The sequence below is a fragment of the Bradyrhizobium sp. BR 1432 genome (assembly GCF_051547705.1).
Classification (GTDB): Bacteria; Pseudomonadota; Alphaproteobacteria; order Rhizobiales; family Xanthobacteraceae; genus Bradyrhizobium; species Bradyrhizobium zhanjiangense.
The window spans coordinates 6,065,551-6,082,728 of sequence record NZ_JBPUGF010000003.1 but is presented as its reverse complement, the minus strand read 5'-3'; the positions used below and the strand labels follow the sequence as shown (position 1 = coordinate 6,082,728).

Annotated in this window: 22 protein-coding genes; 12 read left to right on the top strand and 10 right to left on the bottom strand. The window is 60.6% G+C overall.

Annotated features, from left to right (window positions below; genetic code table 11):
• Nucleotides 1-13: 13 nt before the first annotated feature.
• Together ACSKB8_RS29440 and ACSKB8_RS29435 are read right to left on the bottom strand one after the other, a co-directional pair.
• Complete coding sequence (locus ACSKB8_RS29440) at nucleotides 14-904, bottom strand: hypothetical protein (protein WP_438107936.1); 891 nt, start codon at nucleotides 902-904, stop codon at nucleotides 14-16.
• 305 nt (nucleotides 905-1,209) lie between these two features.
• Nucleotides 1,210-1,410 (bottom strand): hypothetical protein, encoded by a 201-nt coding sequence (locus ACSKB8_RS29435; protein WP_438107935.1) that lies wholly within the window; start codon nucleotides 1,408-1,410, stop codon nucleotides 1,210-1,212.
• Between the two features lie 476 nt (nucleotides 1,411-1,886).
• On the opposite strand from ACSKB8_RS29435, the gene ACSKB8_RS29430 reads away from it, so the two are divergent.
• Both ACSKB8_RS29430 and ACSKB8_RS29425 read left to right on the top strand, forming a co-directional pair.
• Nucleotides 1,887-2,102 carry a hypothetical protein gene (locus tag ACSKB8_RS29430; protein WP_438107934.1) on the top strand — a complete coding sequence of 72 codons (216 nt, stop codon included), beginning with the start codon at nucleotides 1,887-1,889 and terminating at the stop codon, nucleotides 2,100-2,102.
• 126 nt (nucleotides 2,103-2,228) lie between these two features.
• Nucleotides 2,229-2,474 (top strand): hypothetical protein, encoded by a 246-nt coding sequence (locus ACSKB8_RS29425; protein WP_438107933.1) that lies wholly within the window; start codon nucleotides 2,229-2,231, stop codon nucleotides 2,472-2,474.
• Nucleotides 2,475-2,616: 142 nt separating this feature from the next.
• On the opposite strand, the gene ACSKB8_RS29420 is transcribed toward ACSKB8_RS29425, so the two are convergent.
• On the bottom strand, nucleotides 2,617-2,811 hold the full coding sequence (locus ACSKB8_RS29420; protein ID WP_438107932.1) for a hypothetical protein: 195 nt from the start codon (nucleotides 2,809-2,811) through the stop codon (nucleotides 2,617-2,619).
• Between the two features lie 784 nt (nucleotides 2,812-3,595).
• Here ACSKB8_RS29420 and ACSKB8_RS29415 point away from each other — a divergent pair.
• Complete coding sequence (locus ACSKB8_RS29415) at nucleotides 3,596-3,820, top strand: hypothetical protein (RefSeq protein WP_438107931.1); 225 nt, start codon at nucleotides 3,596-3,598, stop codon at nucleotides 3,818-3,820.
• Nucleotides 3,821-4,584: 764 nt separating this feature from the next.
• Here the strand turns inward: ACSKB8_RS29415 and ACSKB8_RS29410 are convergent.
• A complete protein-coding gene (locus ACSKB8_RS29410; protein ID WP_080648044.1) occupies nucleotides 4,585-4,815 on the bottom strand; it encodes a hypothetical protein in 231 nt (76 codons plus the stop codon).
• Between the two features lie 101 nt (nucleotides 4,816-4,916).
• Here ACSKB8_RS29410 and ACSKB8_RS29405 point away from each other — a divergent pair, with 101 nt between their 5' ends.
• From ACSKB8_RS29405 to ACSKB8_RS29390, 4 genes are all read left to right on the top strand, one after another.
• Nucleotides 4,917-5,348, top strand: a complete 432-nt coding sequence (locus ACSKB8_RS29405) for a hypothetical protein (RefSeq protein WP_438107930.1) — start codon at nucleotides 4,917-4,919, stop codon at nucleotides 5,346-5,348.
• 710 nt (nucleotides 5,349-6,058) lie between these two features.
• Nucleotides 6,059-6,301 carry a hypothetical protein gene (locus ACSKB8_RS29400; RefSeq protein WP_438107929.1) on the top strand — a complete coding sequence of 81 codons (243 nt, stop codon included), beginning with the start codon at nucleotides 6,059-6,061 and terminating at the stop codon, nucleotides 6,299-6,301.
• 1,026 nt (nucleotides 6,302-7,327) lie between these two features.
• Entirely contained in the window at nucleotides 7,328-7,561 is a 234-nt protein-coding gene (locus ACSKB8_RS29395) for a hypothetical protein (protein WP_438107928.1), read from the top strand.
• Nucleotides 7,562-7,592: 31 nt separating this feature from the next.
• Nucleotides 7,593-7,973 carry a hypothetical protein gene (locus ACSKB8_RS29390; protein ID WP_438110917.1) on the top strand — a complete coding sequence of 127 codons (381 nt, stop codon included), beginning with the start codon at nucleotides 7,593-7,595 and terminating at the stop codon, nucleotides 7,971-7,973.
• Between the two features lie 293 nt (nucleotides 7,974-8,266).
• On the opposite strand, the gene ACSKB8_RS29385 is transcribed toward ACSKB8_RS29390, so the two are convergent.
• On the bottom strand, nucleotides 8,267-8,452 hold the full coding sequence (locus tag ACSKB8_RS29385) for a DUF3606 domain-containing protein (RefSeq protein WP_438107927.1): 186 nt from the start codon (nucleotides 8,450-8,452) through the stop codon (nucleotides 8,267-8,269).
• Between the two features lie 98 nt (nucleotides 8,453-8,550).
• Between ACSKB8_RS29385 and ACSKB8_RS29380 the strand changes: the two genes are divergently transcribed.
• From ACSKB8_RS29380 to ACSKB8_RS29365, 4 genes are all read left to right on the top strand, one after another.
• The gene (locus tag ACSKB8_RS29380) at nucleotides 8,551-8,925 is read left to right on the top strand and encodes a hypothetical protein (protein WP_438107926.1); all 375 of its coding nucleotides are present in this window, start codon (nucleotides 8,551-8,553) and stop codon (nucleotides 8,923-8,925) included.
• Between the two features lie 316 nt (nucleotides 8,926-9,241).
• Nucleotides 9,242-9,826 (top strand): ATP-dependent DNA ligase, encoded by a 585-nt coding sequence (locus ACSKB8_RS29375; RefSeq protein WP_438107925.1) that lies wholly within the window; start codon nucleotides 9,242-9,244, stop codon nucleotides 9,824-9,826.
• Nucleotides 9,823-9,969 carry a hypothetical protein gene (locus tag ACSKB8_RS29370; RefSeq protein ID WP_438107924.1) on the top strand — a complete coding sequence of 49 codons (147 nt, stop codon included), beginning with the start codon at nucleotides 9,823-9,825 and terminating at the stop codon, nucleotides 9,967-9,969. Before ACSKB8_RS29375 ends, ACSKB8_RS29370 begins: the two co-directional genes overlap by 4 nt.
• A gap of 284 nt (nucleotides 9,970-10,253) precedes the next feature.
• Complete coding sequence (locus ACSKB8_RS29365) at nucleotides 10,254-11,204, top strand: sensor histidine kinase (RefSeq protein ID WP_438107923.1); 951 nt, start codon at nucleotides 10,254-10,256, stop codon at nucleotides 11,202-11,204.
• A gap of 103 nt (nucleotides 11,205-11,307) precedes the next feature.
• Here the strand turns inward: ACSKB8_RS29365 and ACSKB8_RS29360 are convergent, their stop codons facing one another.
• From ACSKB8_RS29360 to ACSKB8_RS29345, 4 genes are read right to left on the bottom strand one after another with little or no spacing between them, the layout of a single operon-like run.
• Nucleotides 11,308-11,532, bottom strand: a complete 225-nt coding sequence (locus ACSKB8_RS29360) for a hypothetical protein (protein ID WP_438107922.1) — start codon at nucleotides 11,530-11,532, stop codon at nucleotides 11,308-11,310.
• Nucleotides 11,533-11,570: 38 nt separating this feature from the next.
• Complete coding sequence (locus tag ACSKB8_RS29355) at nucleotides 11,571-12,032, bottom strand: DUF1192 family protein (RefSeq protein ID WP_438107921.1); 462 nt, start codon at nucleotides 12,030-12,032, stop codon at nucleotides 11,571-11,573.
• Nucleotides 12,033-12,044: 12 nt separating this feature from the next.
• Nucleotides 12,045-14,969, bottom strand: a complete 2,925-nt coding sequence (locus ACSKB8_RS29350) for a hypothetical protein (RefSeq protein WP_438107920.1) — start codon at nucleotides 14,967-14,969, stop codon at nucleotides 12,045-12,047.
• Between the two features lie 2 nt (nucleotides 14,970-14,971).
• The gene (locus ACSKB8_RS29345; RefSeq protein ID WP_438107919.1) at nucleotides 14,972-16,117 is read right to left on the bottom strand and encodes a hypothetical protein; all 1,146 of its coding nucleotides are present in this window, start codon (nucleotides 16,115-16,117) and stop codon (nucleotides 14,972-14,974) included.
• A gap of 346 nt (nucleotides 16,118-16,463) precedes the next feature.
• Here ACSKB8_RS29345 and ACSKB8_RS29340 point away from each other — a divergent pair, with 346 nt between their 5' ends.
• Nucleotides 16,464-16,595, top strand: coding sequence for a hypothetical protein (locus ACSKB8_RS29340; protein ID WP_438107918.1), 132 nt, complete (start codon nucleotides 16,464-16,466; stop codon nucleotides 16,593-16,595).
• Between the two features lie 99 nt (nucleotides 16,596-16,694).
• Here ACSKB8_RS29340 and ACSKB8_RS29335 read toward each other — a convergent pair whose 3' ends face one another.
• Nucleotides 16,695-17,018 (bottom strand): putative quinol monooxygenase, encoded by a 324-nt coding sequence (locus ACSKB8_RS29335; protein ID WP_438107917.1) that lies wholly within the window; start codon nucleotides 17,016-17,018, stop codon nucleotides 16,695-16,697.
• Nucleotides 17,019-17,178 lie beyond the last annotated feature (160 nt).

Genomic DNA, 17,178 nt, shown 5'->3' with positions numbered 1-17,178 from the left:
TTTTCTTTGGGGCCTACGGCACCGGCATTGCGCGCGGGTTGCGATGGAAGCGATTGGAGCTCGCCATCCAGTTCGGCAGCGGTTCTCCGTCACGATGCCGCCCGCCGGCGACGGCTGCGGCCCAGGCGACCGCGGCCCCGATCAAGGTCGCGGCCGCAACCGAGAAGGCGACGATGATCGCGTTGCGCCGCGCGCGGTTGATGGCCGTCTTCGAGTCTGCGATGAGCGCGTCGACCCGTCGTTCCGCGTCGGGCGCCGCAAGTCCTGCGACTGCGGCCACCTGCTGCACGAGATAGGTCCGGTCATCGGTGCTGACACCGCTGTGGCTCGATGACGTCATCAGGATGCGTCCCGCTTCGGCGCGGGCTTCCCGCAGATCGGTGTTGGGCGGGCGCCGCGGCGCGCGGAACAGCTTGTCGAGCTCATAGCTCAACAGCGGTTCGGCGGCAGACATATTGCTGGCCGAGCTGCGCATCGGCGAGCGGTCGATCGCGGCTGCACCGAGCAGCGCAAGCAGCGCGGCGCCGAGGAGCACCGCGAGAGCCCACGCCGTCAGGCCGTGCAGCCCGTCCCGCCGCTCACCCTCATCCTCGATCGTTGCAAGGGCGGGCGCCGGGCGCGCGGTCCGGCCGGCGATGTAACCACCGAAGCCGAAGCTGAAGATCGCCTGGATGATCAGATACAGCCCGGAGAGCAGCGCCAGCGCCGCGGAGGCATCACGCCAGGTCGGCGAGGCCGAACTGACGCCGAGACCGATGGCAACGCCAAAGCTGACCAGGATGAACGACATCGCGCCGGCGGCGAAAGCGCCTGCGAGCACCGAACTCCATTGGATGGTCCGGCGGTCTTCGGCAGCCACGCCGCCCTCCATGATTTCTTCGCGCATGAGTGTTTCAATAGCCATTGTCGTTCTCTCAGCGCAGGCCGAAGAACGACAGGATCGCCATGATCACGACGATCAAGCCGATGAGATAAATCAGTCCGTCCATGGTCCCTTCCTCCTCAAACACGTCTAATCAGGAGGAATGAGGAACGTTCCTGAATTCGGAAATTCCAGGAAACGAACCGGTGGGATGCGCATTTGCGTGGGCGATCCGAAGGATGAAGATTGTGGGTACAAAGGCCTCAGCCGGTCAGTCCCGGGCTGGGGCCTTTGCCGCATTTTGCAGTTGCGGGCTTACAAACTAGGCCGCTTCCAGCGCTCGGCGGTCAGTCGCGATAGCCCTTGCACTTCGTCTCTTCTTTGTACTCTCCGTGCTTGCCCCACTTCCGCTCGATCTTGCAGGGGCCTCGGTAATACTCCTGCTTGTATTCGCGGTCGTAGTTGTAGGCGCGGTAAGGACCATGATCGTAGCCCCATCGGCCTTTGCCGCTCTCATCCTTCCAGGAGTCGGCGAGTGCAGGTGTCACGATCAACCCTAGAACAATTCCGATTGTCGGAAGCGCGTGCTTCATGGTTCGACCTTTTCAAATAGCTGCCCAGCGCCGGGCAATGGGAGGGCGCTGGGCTTCCGGCAGTGCTGCAGCGTCGACCTAGGCGCCATCAAGCATCGCCCGTACGCTCAAAACAACAGGATCAGTGCACGACATGAAGAAAATAGTAGCTGACGCCACCGATCACGAGAACCGTAGGCACAGCCCAAAGCAGTACGACTGGCATGGTTTCCTCCTCCTTGTTCTGCCCGTTAGCTAAACGGGGTGAGCAGGGTTCCAGTTCCAGAGCGGACGATTACCCGTTCCTCTTCGGGCAGAGGATGCGCCCCAGAGGCAGGAACGATATGCGCAGAGCCGCCATTGTTTTCGCAGCGACTCACCGGTACAGCTGCCGCTCTCCCCGTAGACCTTCTGTCCAGCGAGCCGCGTCGCCCGAAGGAGCAACGCCGATTATGGAGGCCGCCTCGAAACCGGGAATGCTGAGGCCGCTGCGGCACGCACAGCTGTACGGCTATCTGATCGAACGCGACGGCCTGCTATTTCATCCAGGAGGCGACCGTCCACTGTGCGGGTTCTACACTGCAAGGCGTATGCTTAAAGCACACTGGTTGAAAAAGGTGGGGAGTCGATACGAGCTGACTCCGGAAGCTCTGCAGCAATTGCGCTGATCATAAGATCGGCGCGAGCTTGGAGCGATTCGCGATGCGCCTTCTCATCTGAGGAACGTCGAGGTCACTGACTGCATTGAGCTGTGCGCGGCTTCAAGCAGCCGCCTCCACCCTTAGGAGCGAACGGTGTCCAGATCACCGGTGTCGAAGGATGAGCTCGAGCGAATTGCGCTGCAGGAGATCCGAAGTTTTCCAGGCACAGAAAAGGTCGTGTCCATCGAAGTTGAGTTCGGGCCCGATCCCCGACCCGGCACCTCAGAGTGGAAGCTGCATGTCGTCGCGCAGGAAGGCTGCGACCTTGCACGCATTCAATACGCAGCAAAGACCACAAGCGACCGGCTCAAACGTCGCTATGAGATTCTTTTAAAGTAATTTCCGACTGCTCTGCTCAAGCCGGAGTGGAACGGCCCTTGCCCGGTCGACCCCGATTGGCCCCAGCTTCGCCGCCCATGGAGGGGGGCCATTTTTGTTCACATGAATTCCGAAATGAAAGAGGCCGCCAATTGAGGCAGCCTCAGTTCTTCGTTAGAGGCTTCTTTGGTTCCTCGGCGACCGCCTCAATATCAACCGGGGGCAGTTCGCCCGTTCTGTCCTTCAGATCGGCTGCACGCTGGATCAATCCGGATGCAACCTGCGGGTTTTTTGTTGTTTTGGCCATTCGAAGCAGCGTTGCTGCGGCCTCTCGGGCAAAGGAGGTGTAGCGCGGCACGTCTTATTATCCATCCAAGTCCCCTTGAGATGAGTCAGGAACCCGGATTGCGTTCCGGTGCTTTGTGCAAAATGTACACAGAAGACAAAAAAAGACCTCAGCTCCGGGGCTGACGCCGAGCTGAGGTCCTTGTGTCGGCATCACATTGGCAAGACGTGACGGAAGGATCAACTCTGCTCCTGTGATTTGGTTCCGGCAATCGCGGGACTTAGCGGGTCCGCCGTCGTCTTACCAGCCAGTACACGCCGTATCCAATCGCGAGAATAGGAAGGCCGGCCCCAATCGGTCCGGGGGCTCCCCTCGTCTGCCCGGGCGCGTCGGAACACTTCCCATTGCCGTTGCAAGCCCATACAGATGGCACGGTCGTCATCGCCAGAGTCAATGCAAATGCTGTTGCCGAAGAACACCCCAGGTGATCTTCCTGGAACCTCTCCTCTGCTAGCTCCGCGCTCCGCCGAGCGGCCAGCGATTGCCCCCGACGCGATATTAAATCAGCCATTTAAATTAATTCAAATTAAAAATTAAATCGCCAGCGGCAAGCGGCCGCGCGGACTGTCCGGAACCACAAGGAAAGACGGCCCCGGCCAGTGGGGTTACGGGGTGGTGGAGGCCGGGGCCGCTGGAGGTGCTTGGCGCTTGGGGAGGCCAAGCGATTGCGAGCTTAATCACAGCTCGAAGCGCCGTTCTGTTCGTTTCCGAACATTGTCGGGTTACTGTTCCGAACAGGGCTGGATCCGGGCGAAGCGATTTGGCATTACCCAATCAGTTGCCTAGACACCAAACCATGACCGACGCCGATCCTATCCGCCTGCTCAAGCACGAAGCCGTCCCCAATGCCGGCAGCTACGAAGTCCGCTTCGCCGATGGCCGGCCCAGCGTCTTTGTCTACTGGGACGATATGCCGAGCCGCCGCCTCAGGCCGGATCTGCTGACCCGCAGCGAAGCCGAGGCCAAGGTCAAGGCAATCGCCCGCACTGAACGAGACAAGCTCACGGGGCACGGCGCATGAAACACGTCGAGGCACGCCCCTACACTTCCAACGCGGAATTGGGTCAAGCCTCAGTTTGAATTTCTGGGGGCGCGACGTCATCGGAAGCGGAGTCTTGATCTGCGCGATGTATGATGGGCATGGCGTCGGCTTAGCTCGGCAACCGCGAGAGGAACGTTTAACAAATCGAGGCATTTAGCACTCTTACCACGAGTTCTACCTATGCATTTGATGCCCTCACCACAGGAATACAGCCGCTATTTGATCGAACGAGCACAGAGGCAAGTACAGCAGGCCCAACAACATAGGGAGCGAACCCTCCTATTGATCGAGCAAAGCAAGCAGATTCTAGCTCAATCGGAGAGGGCGGCCGAGTATTTCAAGAGGGGCGAAAATTCGGAATTGGTAATGTGTCGGCTCTCCCGCCGAGCCGGTGGAGCGGCCCCGGCCTTCAGTGCAGCTCTCCAGCGGGAGCGTCCCTCGGAATGCAGTGATACGAAGGAGATTGTCCCATGACATTATCGGCTGATTGTATGCTCCCATCGTGCCCACGTTGTGAAGCATGGCCAATGGCCATTTCAGGGATAGTGTCCTCCTACGGAAGGGCAGCTGAGTTTCGTTGTCCACGTTGCTCCTCTCGCGAAGTGTTCGACGTGCGCCCCTCCGACGCCGTTCCTAAGCACTGGCAAGCAAATTCAGGCCGGTTCCAGAACGCAGTGCGCATTCGTGTAACAACGTGATCTTAGCTCCCAGTTTGGTAAGAAGCTGTCCGCGGCCGCAATATCCTAAGCGTATGGCGGCACGTTCACGAGGGTCCCTATCAAGCGCAGCAGGGCCTGATGTTCGGGTCCTTTCGGCTCGCTTCGCAAGAAGTCGCCAAGTTCGATGTGTGTCAATCGACCGCCGGAAGGCGCATTTGGCTGATGAATGATGAAAGCATGGCCATTGGCCGGCTCGCGTCCCAGAAACCAGGCGTCGCCATTGGTGCTGCGATATAGCTCACGTCGTTCGCTCATCTGACGCTCCTTGTCGGGGGAGCTTCAGAATCATCTGGCTCGCGTCCCGAACCGTGCTTGTGTTTCCCGCTCGCGGGCGGAGAAGCACCTTCATATCAGCTATGCCCGATTCCTCTGCTTACCTCGCGGGCTTCACCTGGCGCGAGCCCAACATTCAGGCCGAGTGCTGCGACTTCCTCGCGGGCGGCGAGCCCACCATCGATCAGTTTAGCGGTCCATCCCTCTGGGATGGCATCCAAGACCAGCTGAACGGCCTGTTCTTCCGTACCGGCCGCCAACCAAAACCGGCGCTCACCATCGTCAGTAGTGACCTGCAGAAGATGCGCTTCATGCATGTGAACAGCCTGAGGCATGCTTGGTTACTTCCACGCGCTTACTCGCGCCGCTCCGCCCGCTGTCCTGATACCGACACCGCCACACTCTATTCGGAACGTGAATGCCTTGGGCAGCTTGATCCATACATCTGCCGAAGAACAGGTGATCTCTCTTGGTTGACGCCCCAGCCGTCCAGACAGCGGCTGGGGCTTTTTTAGTCGAGGGGTTCCTAAGACCCCCCAAGCGGGCCCGGTGTGCCTAGGAGGCCGGGCCCATAGCCTCAGCAACGGCTGCACCGTCGTTCGGCTATCGGCCCCTTAAATGCCAAAGCGAACATTTGTTCCTTCTGGAATTTAGGGCACTTTCCAAATTCAACTTAGGACACCTGGGCTTAAATACGGACAGTACCTTGACGGTGCGTAAGAACGTTCCGTGAAACGAGAACAAGCGGCCGCAGGCGCCGCCTTGTGACGGTTCCTGCGGCCGGTGCCACGACGTTCCGCACGATCGCCGGGGCACCCCAACTCGCTAGCATAGAGACCGGCCAGCGTGAACCGGCGGGCCTCTCGTCAATGCCTTAGCTGGAGCTGCTCCAGTCCATCCTCGATCACTCGGAGGTCATCAAGCAAAGCATCCCGAGAGTCAGTCGGATTAATGCTTGATGTGGACTGTAGCTGTTCAAGCAACTGGCGCCGCAGGTCTCGCATATTCTCCAACGCTTGCCGGTTCTTCAGACGTACATAAGCCGAAACGATCTCTTCAATGCTTGTTGCCAATGGGTAGATCCAAATCCAAAATTCTAAAACAGGTTGTATTGTAACCAATTCGAGATAATCAGCAAGCCGCCGTCACATACAGAGCCGGTTTGTAAGGCCTGCGGCAGGCGTGGCGCCATCAACCGGTGGGCCAAACCAAAGGAGTAGAAAAGTTGGCGGAGACTGCGTGGCTATCTCTTTTCGCAACCTTGAAGTTGCCGCTCTTCCTGATGATCGCAGGGACCTTGCTAGTAGTCACCGGCTCCATTGGCGTCCTCGTCAGCAGGAGGAAGGCGGAAGAGGTTGATCCCTCTCCTGACCAACCGATCGATACTCCCCGCCCGCAGATGCCGCCCCTGCCCAAGCTCCTCCTCAGTTCCGGAAAGAGAAGCAGGAGCGAAGGCCCGCCGGCGTGAACCAGCGGGTCTTGTGAGTGCGAGCCGAAGATAGCTCTAACGGGAAGCTCTCGCGCGCGCAGCATTCAGGTCTGCTTTTACGCCTGAGATTGCTGCGTCAGCCGGCGGTCGACTTGGGGGCGGTTCATTGAGGTCTCGCGCCCATGGTGCCCCTGATCTAACTGTCGAACCGGAAGTGACCCGATCAGAGCTCACGCAAGCAGAGACAAGTAGGGCAGGAAGGCCGACCAAAACCGCCCGCATTATCGCTTGGATGCCCATGCCCGCCTAACCGAGATGCCTCCGAATCGATCCTCCAGATCATCGCCATGAAACCATTTTCCCTGGGCTGCGAAGTCGGCCTGAAACAAACGAGGCCCAGCCTCCTCCCTTCCAGCGCATGTCCCAGAAGGGGAACTATCTCAATGATTAGCCCAACGTGGACTTCGCAAAGCACGCAAGCTCGTTGTCGTAAATTTGCTGATCGGCGCGGCCGCTCTGTTAGGGTTGGCCGCTCACGAGCCAGTCTCAAGTGCTGCCCTCGGTAGTGAATGGCAATGCAGCAGGGCGGCATTTGTCCTAACGACGTGTCAGCACGTGGCTGCCGAAGTTGTGACGCAAAAAACGACCGCTCTCGATTAGTCGACAGCACGACCATGCGTTACGTGGCATATGCAGTCGATCTCTGGGGCGTCGCTCATGCGACCTATGAGTTGGAGTGCGGCTGCGACGATGATGCTAAGCGTCGAGCTGTGAAATTCCTCGAAGCGCACCCGGTGACAGAGGTCTGGAGTGGTCCCCGGCGGGTCGCAAGATTCACGGTGGATACCGCAGGCGGGGCGCCGGCTACGGCGGAAGCCAACCAGCGCCGAAGAACCGGGTAGGACTTTGCTCCCCACCTGATGTCCTCCGAAGCAGCGGCCGGTCCGGCTCCCTCGCCCTATCCTTATCCATCTTGAAACAAGATCAAGCCTCTCTAAGTCTTGCGCCGGAGGGGCTCCTCCGACCTCTTTTGGAAAGGATTGCTTGTAACCGTCGAGGATGACGATGATGACACTCGAAGAAAAGCTCGCCCGCTTGCGCACCCACCGCAATAACATTCACCGCTACCACCGGCTGCTCAAGACCCGCCTTTCCCATCTGGAGCGCGAGTACATCGAAAGCCGTCTCTCCGAGCAACGAGCGGCGCTGGTAAGCCTCGCGCGCACGACGTTCCCGATTCCTTTTCGACCGCCGGCACCAGAGCAGCAGCCGCAGACCTTCAAGCCGGAGGTAGCTTGAGCTTGCCGGTGCGCATCAGGAGGTCGTTCCCGTGCGACAGCGGCCCATCAACGGCGTCGAGCCGGAAAGAACCGAAGATGACATTACGCGTGGGCTGCTCGGCCCGCGGGGCGTTCCGGGCGCTCCCGACCCCGCCCGCATGGTCCCGCAGGTCGAGAAGAACACGCCAAAGCACATAAGGTGGAGAACCCCAAGCTCCGGCGATGAGCCGGGCGCCAGAAACAGAAACCTTGTTGACCTGGTCGAGTGCGGAGAGGTGGAGCAGGCAGGGACCAAGCACCATTTTTCCGAATTGCGGGACGCCTTTGATTGCGGTGAACCGATGCAGAAGGCTCAGACGTACATCAACATTGCCGCTCTAATCGCGCTCGCTGGTTGGTTTGGTCTCTGTTTCAAGATGGGCTGGTACTGATCGAACGCGCCCGGCATAGAGCACATCGGCCCCAGCCTGGCGGTTTTTCCGGATCGAAAAATGAGCTGGGACCGAGCGGTCTGCCGCTGTCTGGTCGGCAAAGGAGCTTCCTCCCAAAAATCATCCACTTGGGATTCAAATTTATGAATCCGCCGCAAAAGCTCCAGCCCGCGGGGGACGAGCTGGAGCTAAGTTTTGGCAATAGGTCTTGCTTCGATGGCACGCAAGACCGATCCTTGAACTGGCTGCGGCGGCGCTCGTTCCTAGGAATCGATGCCGAAATACCACGCCCCTCATCGGCCCAAGCGCCGCTCCACTTTCTTGCGGCTGCTACCCACCTTCTTGACCGCCTTCTTCACGGCGGAAGCCGGGCGGCTAGTCTTCTTGGCCTCATAACCAATCTCGTAATCTTGTCCGCCCGCCACCCGCGCCCGGTCTTGCCTGCGACCGCGAGCGGCCTGCTTGTTCGACGTTGCCATGCTCATTCCTCCATGTTGGCACCACGCCAATGCGAGGAAGATTTCGCAGGTTCCGATTCGCCTTCCAGCCACAGGCCACTTAGATTGAACTCCGGTCAGTGGAGTTCTCGCGTACGGCCGCACCGTCAATCATCCCGAACGATCGCCTCGACCGCGATATCTACCTGGTGCTTGAGGATTTCGGCGCGCGTGCCGGATGCGCCTGGCGCGAGACTGACGAAGCCGACACGGATCTCGAGACGGTCCTGCAGGACATCCTCTCCGGCCAATACGCCTATCCTATCCGGATCGTGTGCTTCAATCCGGTCGAGGGCTGGTCGCGCGATGCCACCTCGGACGTCGCCAACGCGCTGGCCGAGCGCGCGGCCCATACCGACGCGGAGATCTCGCCGGGGCTGCAGGCCTTCATCCAGGCCAATGCCACGAGGCGCCTCGACGTGCAGCTCGCCCTACCGCTTCGCGGCACCGCGTGAAGCAGGCCGCTCGGCTGGACGCCGTAGGAGGGCGTTTGTATGTCAGGCGTGCGGCCAGCGAAGCGTCATCCTGCGCGCCGGCAGCGAGAGGACGATGATGGCGATTGGACGGCCCCGGCCCTAGGCTAGAAAGGGGTCGTGAGGCCGGGGCCGCTGGAGGTTTGCCTGATCCTCAAGCATCAAGGCCAGGCGAGAACGAGCCTATCAGCGGTCACCGCAGTCCTCTGTTCGCTTTAGCACTGTTCCGGTCAGGAACTTGCGCTATCGATTCGGATTCGTAAAATTCGCGGCAGGTGCCTATCTTCGGCTCATGCGTATGGCGTACGAACTCAGCCTGGCCACCGCCGCCAAGCAAGTGCCCTCAGGGCCGGACTGGATTCACGAAGTAAAGCACGATGGCTATCGGATGCTGGTCGTCCGGGAGAACGAGCGCGTGCGCCTGCTATCTCGCAACGGCACCGACTGGACGAAGCGTTATCCCTGGATTGCTGAGGCGGCGCTGAAGAACCGGCAGAAGCGCTTTGTGATCGATGGCGAGGCTGTGATCCTCGGGGTGGACGGCATCAGCGACTTCAACGCGCTCCACAGCCGGCTCCACGACCACGAGGTGCAGCTATATGCCTTCGATATCCTCGCGATGGGCGGCGATGATTTGCGCTTGCTGCCCCTTTACTTGCGCAAAGCAAATCTGCAGCAGCTATTGGCGCGCCGGCCGGACGGGATCAGTGTCGCGCCGTTCGAGCGCGGGGAGATTGGACCTGACCTATTTCGGGCGGCTTGCCGGATGGGACTTGAGGGCTTGGTCTCGAATTATCGCGATCGACCGTATCGTGGTGGGCGGCAGAAGCACTGGATCAAGGTGAAGAACCGGAGCCATCCCGCGATGGAGCGCGAGCTATGACAGTCTTCGTATACGTCAACACCGGCAAGCAGGCTGGCGATAAGGACCACATTAAGGTGTTCGCTAACCAGGATGCCGCAGAGAAATGGTTCGAGGAAAACGACCCTGAGGGCGTAGCGTTCGAATATGAGATTCTCGAATAAACGCGCATCCGCCGACGTGGACGCGCCTTCTAGGCCAGTACGCCTGGGCCCGCCAGCGCGAGCCGGCGGGCCCGCTGTACCCCCGACAGCCGACACCGCAATGGCCTTAGCCTTCTTCGGCTAAGGGCCCAGGAGCAGACGAAGGAGGGCTCGCATCTTTGACGAAATTCCTGTGCAGCGCACGCACCTACAGCCGGCCACCGCCGGAGCAAGGCGGCCTACAGAAAAGGGACATTGGCCGAGAGCTTCGGGAACTCAAAGTGCAGCCTGACGGTTTCGACTGAATGGAACGCCTACTCTATTTCCTCCCTGCTCATCCGCAGCCTGCCTATATCCGGTTTGGGACGAGCGCCCTCATCATGGCGTTCTTCATTCTTGTGCAAATGGGTCTGCAATCGCAAAGCGGCTTCGGCGGATTGTTCTTCCTTCTTCCCGGGATCTTTCTATGTGGCCTTCTGTTCGATCGCGGTAGCACATTTTTGGGGACCGCACTCGCCACGTTATATGCGGTGTACGCCGCGCCCGCTGCACCGTGGACTGCCCATCTTCTACCTTTGGGATTGTTCGTTGCGACCGGTCTCGGTATCGGCGTAGTTGCAGAGGGATTTCGTAACGAACTGGAGAGGATGGTTGCCGCCCAGAAAGCGAAAACGGTTCTTCTCATGGAGTTGGCGCATCGCACGAAGAACAATTTAGCTATGTTATCCGCGATGATGCGATTGCAGGCCAAGCAGGCTGGCGTGAGCGCGGCCGACGCGCTCGGCGACATGGCCTCACGTATCCAGGTGATGTCACAGGTCTACGATCACCTCACGATCAGGGCCGAGCGGAAGGTTGTCGATGCCAAGCAGTATCTCACAGAAATATGCCAGCATCTTTCCGCGTCAATCACTGGGACAAGCCCTGTGGCGATCACGGCTCGGGCGGATGAGCTGTATATTCACAGCGAGCAGGCCGTCCCAATCGCGATCATCGTCAATGAGCTTGTTACGAACAGCCTAAAGTATGCCTTCCCGGACGGGCGGCCGGGTCATATCCACGTCGACCTTCATGCCGACAGCGAAGTGGTCCTTACCGTGAGTGACAACGGCGTCGGCATCCGAACGCAGCAGCCGGAAGGCGTCGGATCGCGGGTTCTATCTCTGCTATCACAGCAACTCGGCGGCACGATCGATTACGAAAATCTGGATCAGGGTTGCCGCGTCACACTCCGAATGCCTAAGCCTAGTGTCTAGAGGCCGACCGTCAGCACGCCTTCAATCGACCTGACGACGCGCTACTTTAAGCGGGCAGCGTCATCAAAAGCGGACGTCTGCGCTTATGAGGACACGCCCTAGTTCAAAGAGAAAGCCCTAGCTCCACCCAGCCGCACGGATAGTGTGAGACAGGCCCGGAGAAACGCTGCTCGCAGCCGCTGGCGGGCATCGCCGCGTGCACGGCGAAGGCCGCCGCCAGGACGGCGTCGACCAGCCCCAGCGCCAGCCAGCCGACTGCAGCCGAGATGCCGCGGCGCAGCTCCTGCAGTGCGGCCATGGCCGTGCAGAGTCCGACGATGACGGCCATGCCAATTAGGATCTAGATGTCGCCCTAAGGCGACCCACCTAGCCCAGATACGACACGTCCTTAGCCCGCGAGGCCAGCTCGGCTTCGATCTTGTCGATCTCGGCTTGGTTGCCCGCGATGAAGGCAGCCAATTCGTCACGAGACATTTCAGAGAGCGACTTCTGCTGAGAGGCCGTCTCCTTGCGAGTTGGCGCAATGTGCCCTGCCCGATCCAGCACCTTGATCGAAAGGTCAGCTCGGACACGGGCACTCACACTTGCGTCCTGGAGCAGTGACTTCGCCACGCGATAAGCTAGTGGCGCGCCAACCACTGCGAGATCGAGCTGGATGGATTCCGAAATTGCGGCCGCGACCGCCGGTAATCGCATCGTCTTGTAGACGGACTTCGGGTGATATCCGGCGAGCTCTGCGGCTTCCTCAGGCCGCCTGCCCTCGTTGACGATGAGCCGAACTAGTGTCCGCTGCTGTTCGGACAGATCGTAAGCGGCAATTGAAGGCATTTATGTCCCCCTTCAGTTTTCGCGAGACGCGTTCGCGGCCGCGATCAGCCGCCGCAGGTCGATATTGTAGGCCGGCACGTTCGGGTTCTTTACTGGGCGCTCCAGGAGATACGCGGCCACATTCGGATCAAACCAAGCCATGTGGATGATTTCATCAGCGCTCTGCTTGTTGGATGGCAGCATCTCGAGGAGCAGCTTGAACCGCTTGATCAAACCGCCACCGGCGAGATCTCCCTTGAAGTGGCGAACGGCCAGTTGGGCCCATCCGGGAATGTTTAGCTTCTCCGCCGTGTCGCTACCGACCGTCGCTCGCTTCTCAGCCTCCTTAAAGTACGAAAGGATTTTGTGGGCCTGCCGCAGGTTGTTCATTTCTTGTGAACTGAAGGTCTTTGCAAGCAGCGTCTCGTTGTCTTTGAACTCTTTGGCGAGGCGCGCGAATTGAACCTCAAGAGTCTCGCCGACTTGCCGCGTGCCTTGCACCTTGTCGGCTAGGACTTCCGTCATGGCAGCTTTCCAGCCGCGCTGCGCTTGTGCATCGTGGCGGACCAGGGCATTGATCTCATCGAGCCGCTTCGATGCATCGTAACCCCCATTCAGGATCTTGGCGGCAGCGTCGCGAGGGTCTTCTCTGAGCAATGTGCCGATCACCGAACGATCGACGTCGACTTCGGTGGCATTCCGCGCCGTCCGAGCGGCCTCGAGATCGGCACGCGCCTGCGTCGACAGGTGCTCACCGCGGCGTGCCTGTGCGACGATGTCGTCAAACTCCCGACGGATTGCGGGGAATTGAGCCAGGATTTCCGCGTGGTTGTTCGCCCATGCCGACGCCCTAATCGGGTTGATCGTGCCGTCCGGGTTCAAGGCCGACATGGCCAGGTTGGACCTGTAATGGTCGCGCAGCGCAGTCTCGCCGGCGGCCATGGCCGGCGAGCCTTGCAGCGCACGCGGCAAGCTGGCGGCGCTCTCGGGCGATGAAAGGAACCTGCTCGCGGTGTCGCTCTGCGGGGTGGCGCCACGATTGAGCTCGCCGTCGGCATTCTGACCGCCGCGGTCAAGCGCGCGGGTGAATTTGGCCATCGCGTCATTCGGCTCGGGCCGAAACCGCTCGGCGAAGCCACGATAGTTTGCGTTCGCATCCGCGTAGCCAGGCGCATCTTCAATCGTGCGATTGACCGCGCTCCGGAGCGCCGAGAGGTTGTCGGCCAGGTCGAAGTTGCCGGCGCGCTGAGCGCGCGCCTGTGCGGGACCAATGAACTTGCGGAGATCCGCAAGGTCCGCACCCAAGGCCGTGCCGGGGCCGCCGACATTGGCCATCTGGCCGCTCTCCGGCGGATGCTCCACCAGCCGCGGCCGCAGGGCGTCTAACCGCCGCATGAAATCCTCAGGGAGCGTGCCGGGTGCCAAGTTGTTCGCACCGGCGCGGATGCGATCGATCGCCCCAAATACATCGTCGGCCGGGAGCTGCTCGTTGCGGCCGGGTGCGGTGTCGAACAAGCGGTTCTTCTCGGCACGGGCCGGAAGATAGGTGTCCTCTACCAGTGCTCGATCGAGCCGCCGGGAAGCGTTCGCTCTGGCCTCGGAGTTGGCTACGGCGCTGAGCGGCTGCCCCTGATCACGCCTGATCTGATCGAGCGAGTTGACGGCGTCCTGGCGTTGCAAGACATCGCCCTCCGCGGCGTTCATGCGCTCCGCCCGCGTTTCGGCGGCGCGGCGCATCACCGAACCGAGGTCCGCCTCGGGATCCCGCATCGCCTCGACACGCTCGGCGGCCGCGGCCTTGACGTTCTGGTCCCGCTTGACGAAATCGGGCGAGGACTTGAGACGCGCGCCCTGCTCCGCTGCGATTAGGCCAGGGTCCCGCGACAGCAAGGCTGAAGTCGGCATCGCCGAAACCTGGAGGGGCACTCCTCCTTCTTGAGGGTTTGCAAGAGCTGCTGCGTTCTCCCGGATGTCTTGAGCCAGAGCTCGTGGGGAGCCGGTAGTAGCAGATTGAAGCTTTGCCGCGGCGCGGTCGACATCGGCGATGCTGTAGGGCGCTTTGGTGGCCGGGTTGAGTGGTATCGGCGCCGGTGCGGAGGAGAAGGTCTTGGACGCGATATTCCGGATCAGACCGCCGAGGCCTTCGACGCCAGCCTGCAACGTATTGGCGCCAGAAGCGCCTGCCAGCGGAGCAAGCACATTGGTGACATCTTTCAGGCCATGCCCAACGTAATGCCCGAAGACACTTGCGTCGTCGGGAATGTAGTTGTCTGAGGCATTCACAGCGACGCCGGCACCTGCACCGCCAATCGTATCGCCTACCAGTGTTCGGGCCGGTGACTCGGTGTACGGACGCGCCATGTGGTCCAGGACCCGCTGAGAGACGGTCTCGGATCGCGTGGCCGCGGCCGCCACGCTCGGCGCGCGCTGGGCCAACATGGAGCCGACGCCGACGGCTTGCGTGCCGAACCGATTGACGTCGTAGGCGAGCTTCTCACTCCGCGACATGGTGGCCGGATCGATGACGGGGATGCCGGTGGCGTCGACGGCATGCTCGACCAGCTTGGACGCCGGCGTGGCCATCGGGATGTTCGTGCCGAACAGCTTGTTGATGCCGCCGACGGCGGCGTTCTGCGCGCCGGCCACAAGGTCAAACGGACCAGTGACGATGTCGGTGAGCCCCTTGCCGACGCCTTGAGCGCCGACCTGGAAGTCGCGCACTGCGCCGCCGACGCTGCTCGGCAGCACGGACGCGGGGCGTTCGATCGGCTTGGGCGCTTCGGGAGTGACGTAGAGACGACCTTGCTGTGCGGCGTTTTGAGCGCCGACGCCGGGAGTGGATGCAGGCGCCGCCGCAACCGGAGGCGGCACGGTGGCGAGCGCGCGCTGAATGTCCGCCGGCGTGAAGTCGTCGGGGAATTCGTGCTGTTGGCCTTCGAATTCGATGAGTTGGGGCATCGTCAGTGCGCCTTGATGATCATGTTGCACACAAGCGTCGGCGGGATATTGGTGTGCGCGCCGCCCCCGCCGGTCGCGCTGATCGAAGTGGTGACGTTGGCCTGCGCGAAAGCAGTGGTGGATGTTCGTGTGGAGTCAACGGACACAAAATTGGCTGCGCCCGCGTTGGCACCGGATTTGTAGGACTCATTGTAGTTGTGGAAGTGGCCAGCATCGACCGAGGTTGCAGGGTGGCTGTGCGGCGGCATTTGCGCTTGGGTGAGCGTGACTTGCTCCTGGCCGCCACGGCCGCCAAGATTTGCGCCGCCCGAGATCGTGGCCGACGTCAGACGCCCTGCCGCTGCGCCCCCGCCGAGCGAATCCGCACCTCCGATGAAGCTGCCACGCGCGTCCGGCTTCTTCGGATTACCAGAGCCGTCCTGGCCATGAGGAAAACCGGCCGCCACGAGTGCGGCACGCAGCACAGGAAACGCCGTGCTCGGGAGCAGCACGCCGCCGTCGGCCCAATCCCAGCCCGCCGGCAGCGTCGGCAAGGACCACGGCAACGGCCCGAGGCCCGCGGGGATAATCTGGTTCGCGTCACTGCCAAGTTTCGAGAACGAAACGGCCGCGTCGGCCAGCTTGTCGCTCGTAACGTTCGCGTCGGCCAGTTTGTTCGTGGTGACCGCGCCCGTCGCGAGTTTGCTGTTGGACACAACGCCGTCAGCCAGCTTGTTCGCGGCGACCGCGCCGTCGGCCAACTTGGCGGAAGTGATCGAACCATCCGTGATGGCGGCCGCAGCGGTGAAATCTGCGATCTCGTCCCACTTGGACGCATCGAAACCCACGCCAGACGTGTGCGTAGTGTTCGCGATGTAGAAAATCGAGTTGTAAAAGACCGTGCTGACGTTTGCGGTGTAGATGACGCCGCTCGCCCACAGCGCCGGCGCCGCGAAACCTAACGTCACGCTGCTGTCGAATTGCGCCTTCCCGACTGATCCGCGCTTCAGGACACCGTCGTCATCCTGGATTTTGGCCAGGTTCTGTTGGGTGTCGTCGAGGGCGACCTTGACGGCGTTGAATTCCGCGTCGAGATCGGTGCCGGACTGCTGAGAGGTCGGGTTTTCAGCGCTGAATAGCGCGAAACTGGTTTGCCGATCCGCTTCCACGGAGTTAAGTCGGATGGGCAGCAGGCTAGATCCATCGAGAATGCGAATGAACCTACGAAAATCTACTTGATGACCGCCGGGGGCACTACTCCCACTCAATCATTTCGGACGACGTTTCGTCCTTGATTTGCAAGCACAAAGCTTCAAGTCCGACGGACAAATGCCGATGGTATACCTGCCGAAATCTTTCGCTCTTGAATCCACAGAAAAATCCACGCCGCTGAAGTACTGGCCGTTCCGCTACCTATCGGAATCAATCGACTGATCAGTGCTGCGTGCCTAACCAAGGCTGCCGTGCAGCACTGGTGCGGCGACGCTTCAAATACCGTCATAGGCACGGGCACTCGTGAACGTGATCGGCAACGGCGTGGCGACGATCGTGATTGCGCGGACCGAAGGCGAGCTTGATCCAGTCCGTTTGACTGATGTGCTCGACGCCAAGATGGCGGCCGGGAGCTCCGGCGGAGCTGATCGATGATAACCCGCTCCCTGCTCGCAACTAGGCCTAGACCTTCGTCCACCTGCCTCTCGCGGTCGCTCAATGGAGCCCAAGGAACGGGCCGGCGTCGATCATGAACTATCTTCCCTTGCTCTCGTAGCTTTTGACGGGTTCGAGCCATTCAAAACGCCGCTCCGACCTCAACATGTTCTTGAGCTTGCCCTCGTATTCGACCCGATACGCCTTCTTCAGATGGTAATCTTGGAAATACTGCGCGCTGCATGCCCAGGTTTCGTAGAGTACCAAGGTATCGGAATCTTCGACCGAACGGTGAAGATAAGTGTTTACGAAGTCCGGTTCATTCGACATTTCGTCGAGTACCTTTACGAGGCTCGAATAGAGTGCTTCGCGTGCTTCGGCCTTGCCGGGCAAATGAACGATGAATGAAATAGTCTGAGACATAGATAAGCTCCCAGAGTTGGACCAAGAGTGCTCAATCAGCCGTTGCGGCGGCGTTCAGCTCGGTGCAGCGGTGGCGGACCTGAGCAGCAGATAATCTGCGATGACATCCCTGGCTCCTAGTAAACGAAACGCGATGCTGCAAGAGTAGAGTTGATCGTTT

Coding starts and splice junctions, on each gene's coding strand:
- ACSKB8_RS29440 (WP_438107936.1), bottom strand. CDS start 904: ATGGCTATTGAAACACTCATGCGCGAAGAAATCATGGAGGGCGGCGTG.
- ACSKB8_RS29430 (WP_438107934.1), top strand. CDS start 1,887: ATGGAGGCCGCCTCGAAACCGGGAATGCTGAGGCCGCTGCGGCACGCA.
- ACSKB8_RS29415 (WP_438107931.1), top strand. CDS start 3,596: ATGACCGACGCCGATCCTATCCGCCTGCTCAAGCACGAAGCCGTCCCC.
- ACSKB8_RS29410 (WP_080648044.1), bottom strand. CDS start 4,815: ATGAGCGAACGACGTGAGCTATATCGCAGCACCAATGGCGACGCCTGG.
- ACSKB8_RS29405 (WP_438107930.1), top strand. CDS start 4,917: ATGCCCGATTCCTCTGCTTACCTCGCGGGCTTCACCTGGCGCGAGCCC.
- ACSKB8_RS29395 (WP_438107928.1), top strand. CDS start 7,328: ATGATGACACTCGAAGAAAAGCTCGCCCGCTTGCGCACCCACCGCAAT.
- ACSKB8_RS29385 (WP_438107927.1), bottom strand. CDS start 8,452: ATGGCAACGTCGAACAAGCAGGCCGCTCGCGGTCGCAGGCAAGACCGG.
- ACSKB8_RS29375 (WP_438107925.1), top strand. CDS start 9,242: ATGGCGTACGAACTCAGCCTGGCCACCGCCGCCAAGCAAGTGCCCTCA.
- ACSKB8_RS29370 (WP_438107924.1), top strand. CDS start 9,823: ATGACAGTCTTCGTATACGTCAACACCGGCAAGCAGGCTGGCGATAAG.
- ACSKB8_RS29365 (WP_438107923.1), top strand. CDS start 10,254: ATGGAACGCCTACTCTATTTCCTCCCTGCTCATCCGCAGCCTGCCTAT.
- ACSKB8_RS29360 (WP_438107922.1), bottom strand. CDS start 11,532: ATGGCCGTCATCGTCGGACTCTGCACGGCCATGGCCGCACTGCAGGAG.
- ACSKB8_RS29355 (WP_438107921.1), bottom strand. CDS start 12,032: ATGCCTTCAATTGCCGCTTACGATCTGTCCGAACAGCAGCGGACACTA.
- ACSKB8_RS29350 (WP_438107920.1), bottom strand. CDS start 14,969: ATGCCCCAACTCATCGAATTCGAAGGCCAACAGCACGAATTCCCCGAC.
- ACSKB8_RS29335 (WP_438107917.1), bottom strand. CDS start 17,018: ATGTCTCAGACTATTTCATTCATCGTTCATTTGCCCGGCAAGGCCGAA.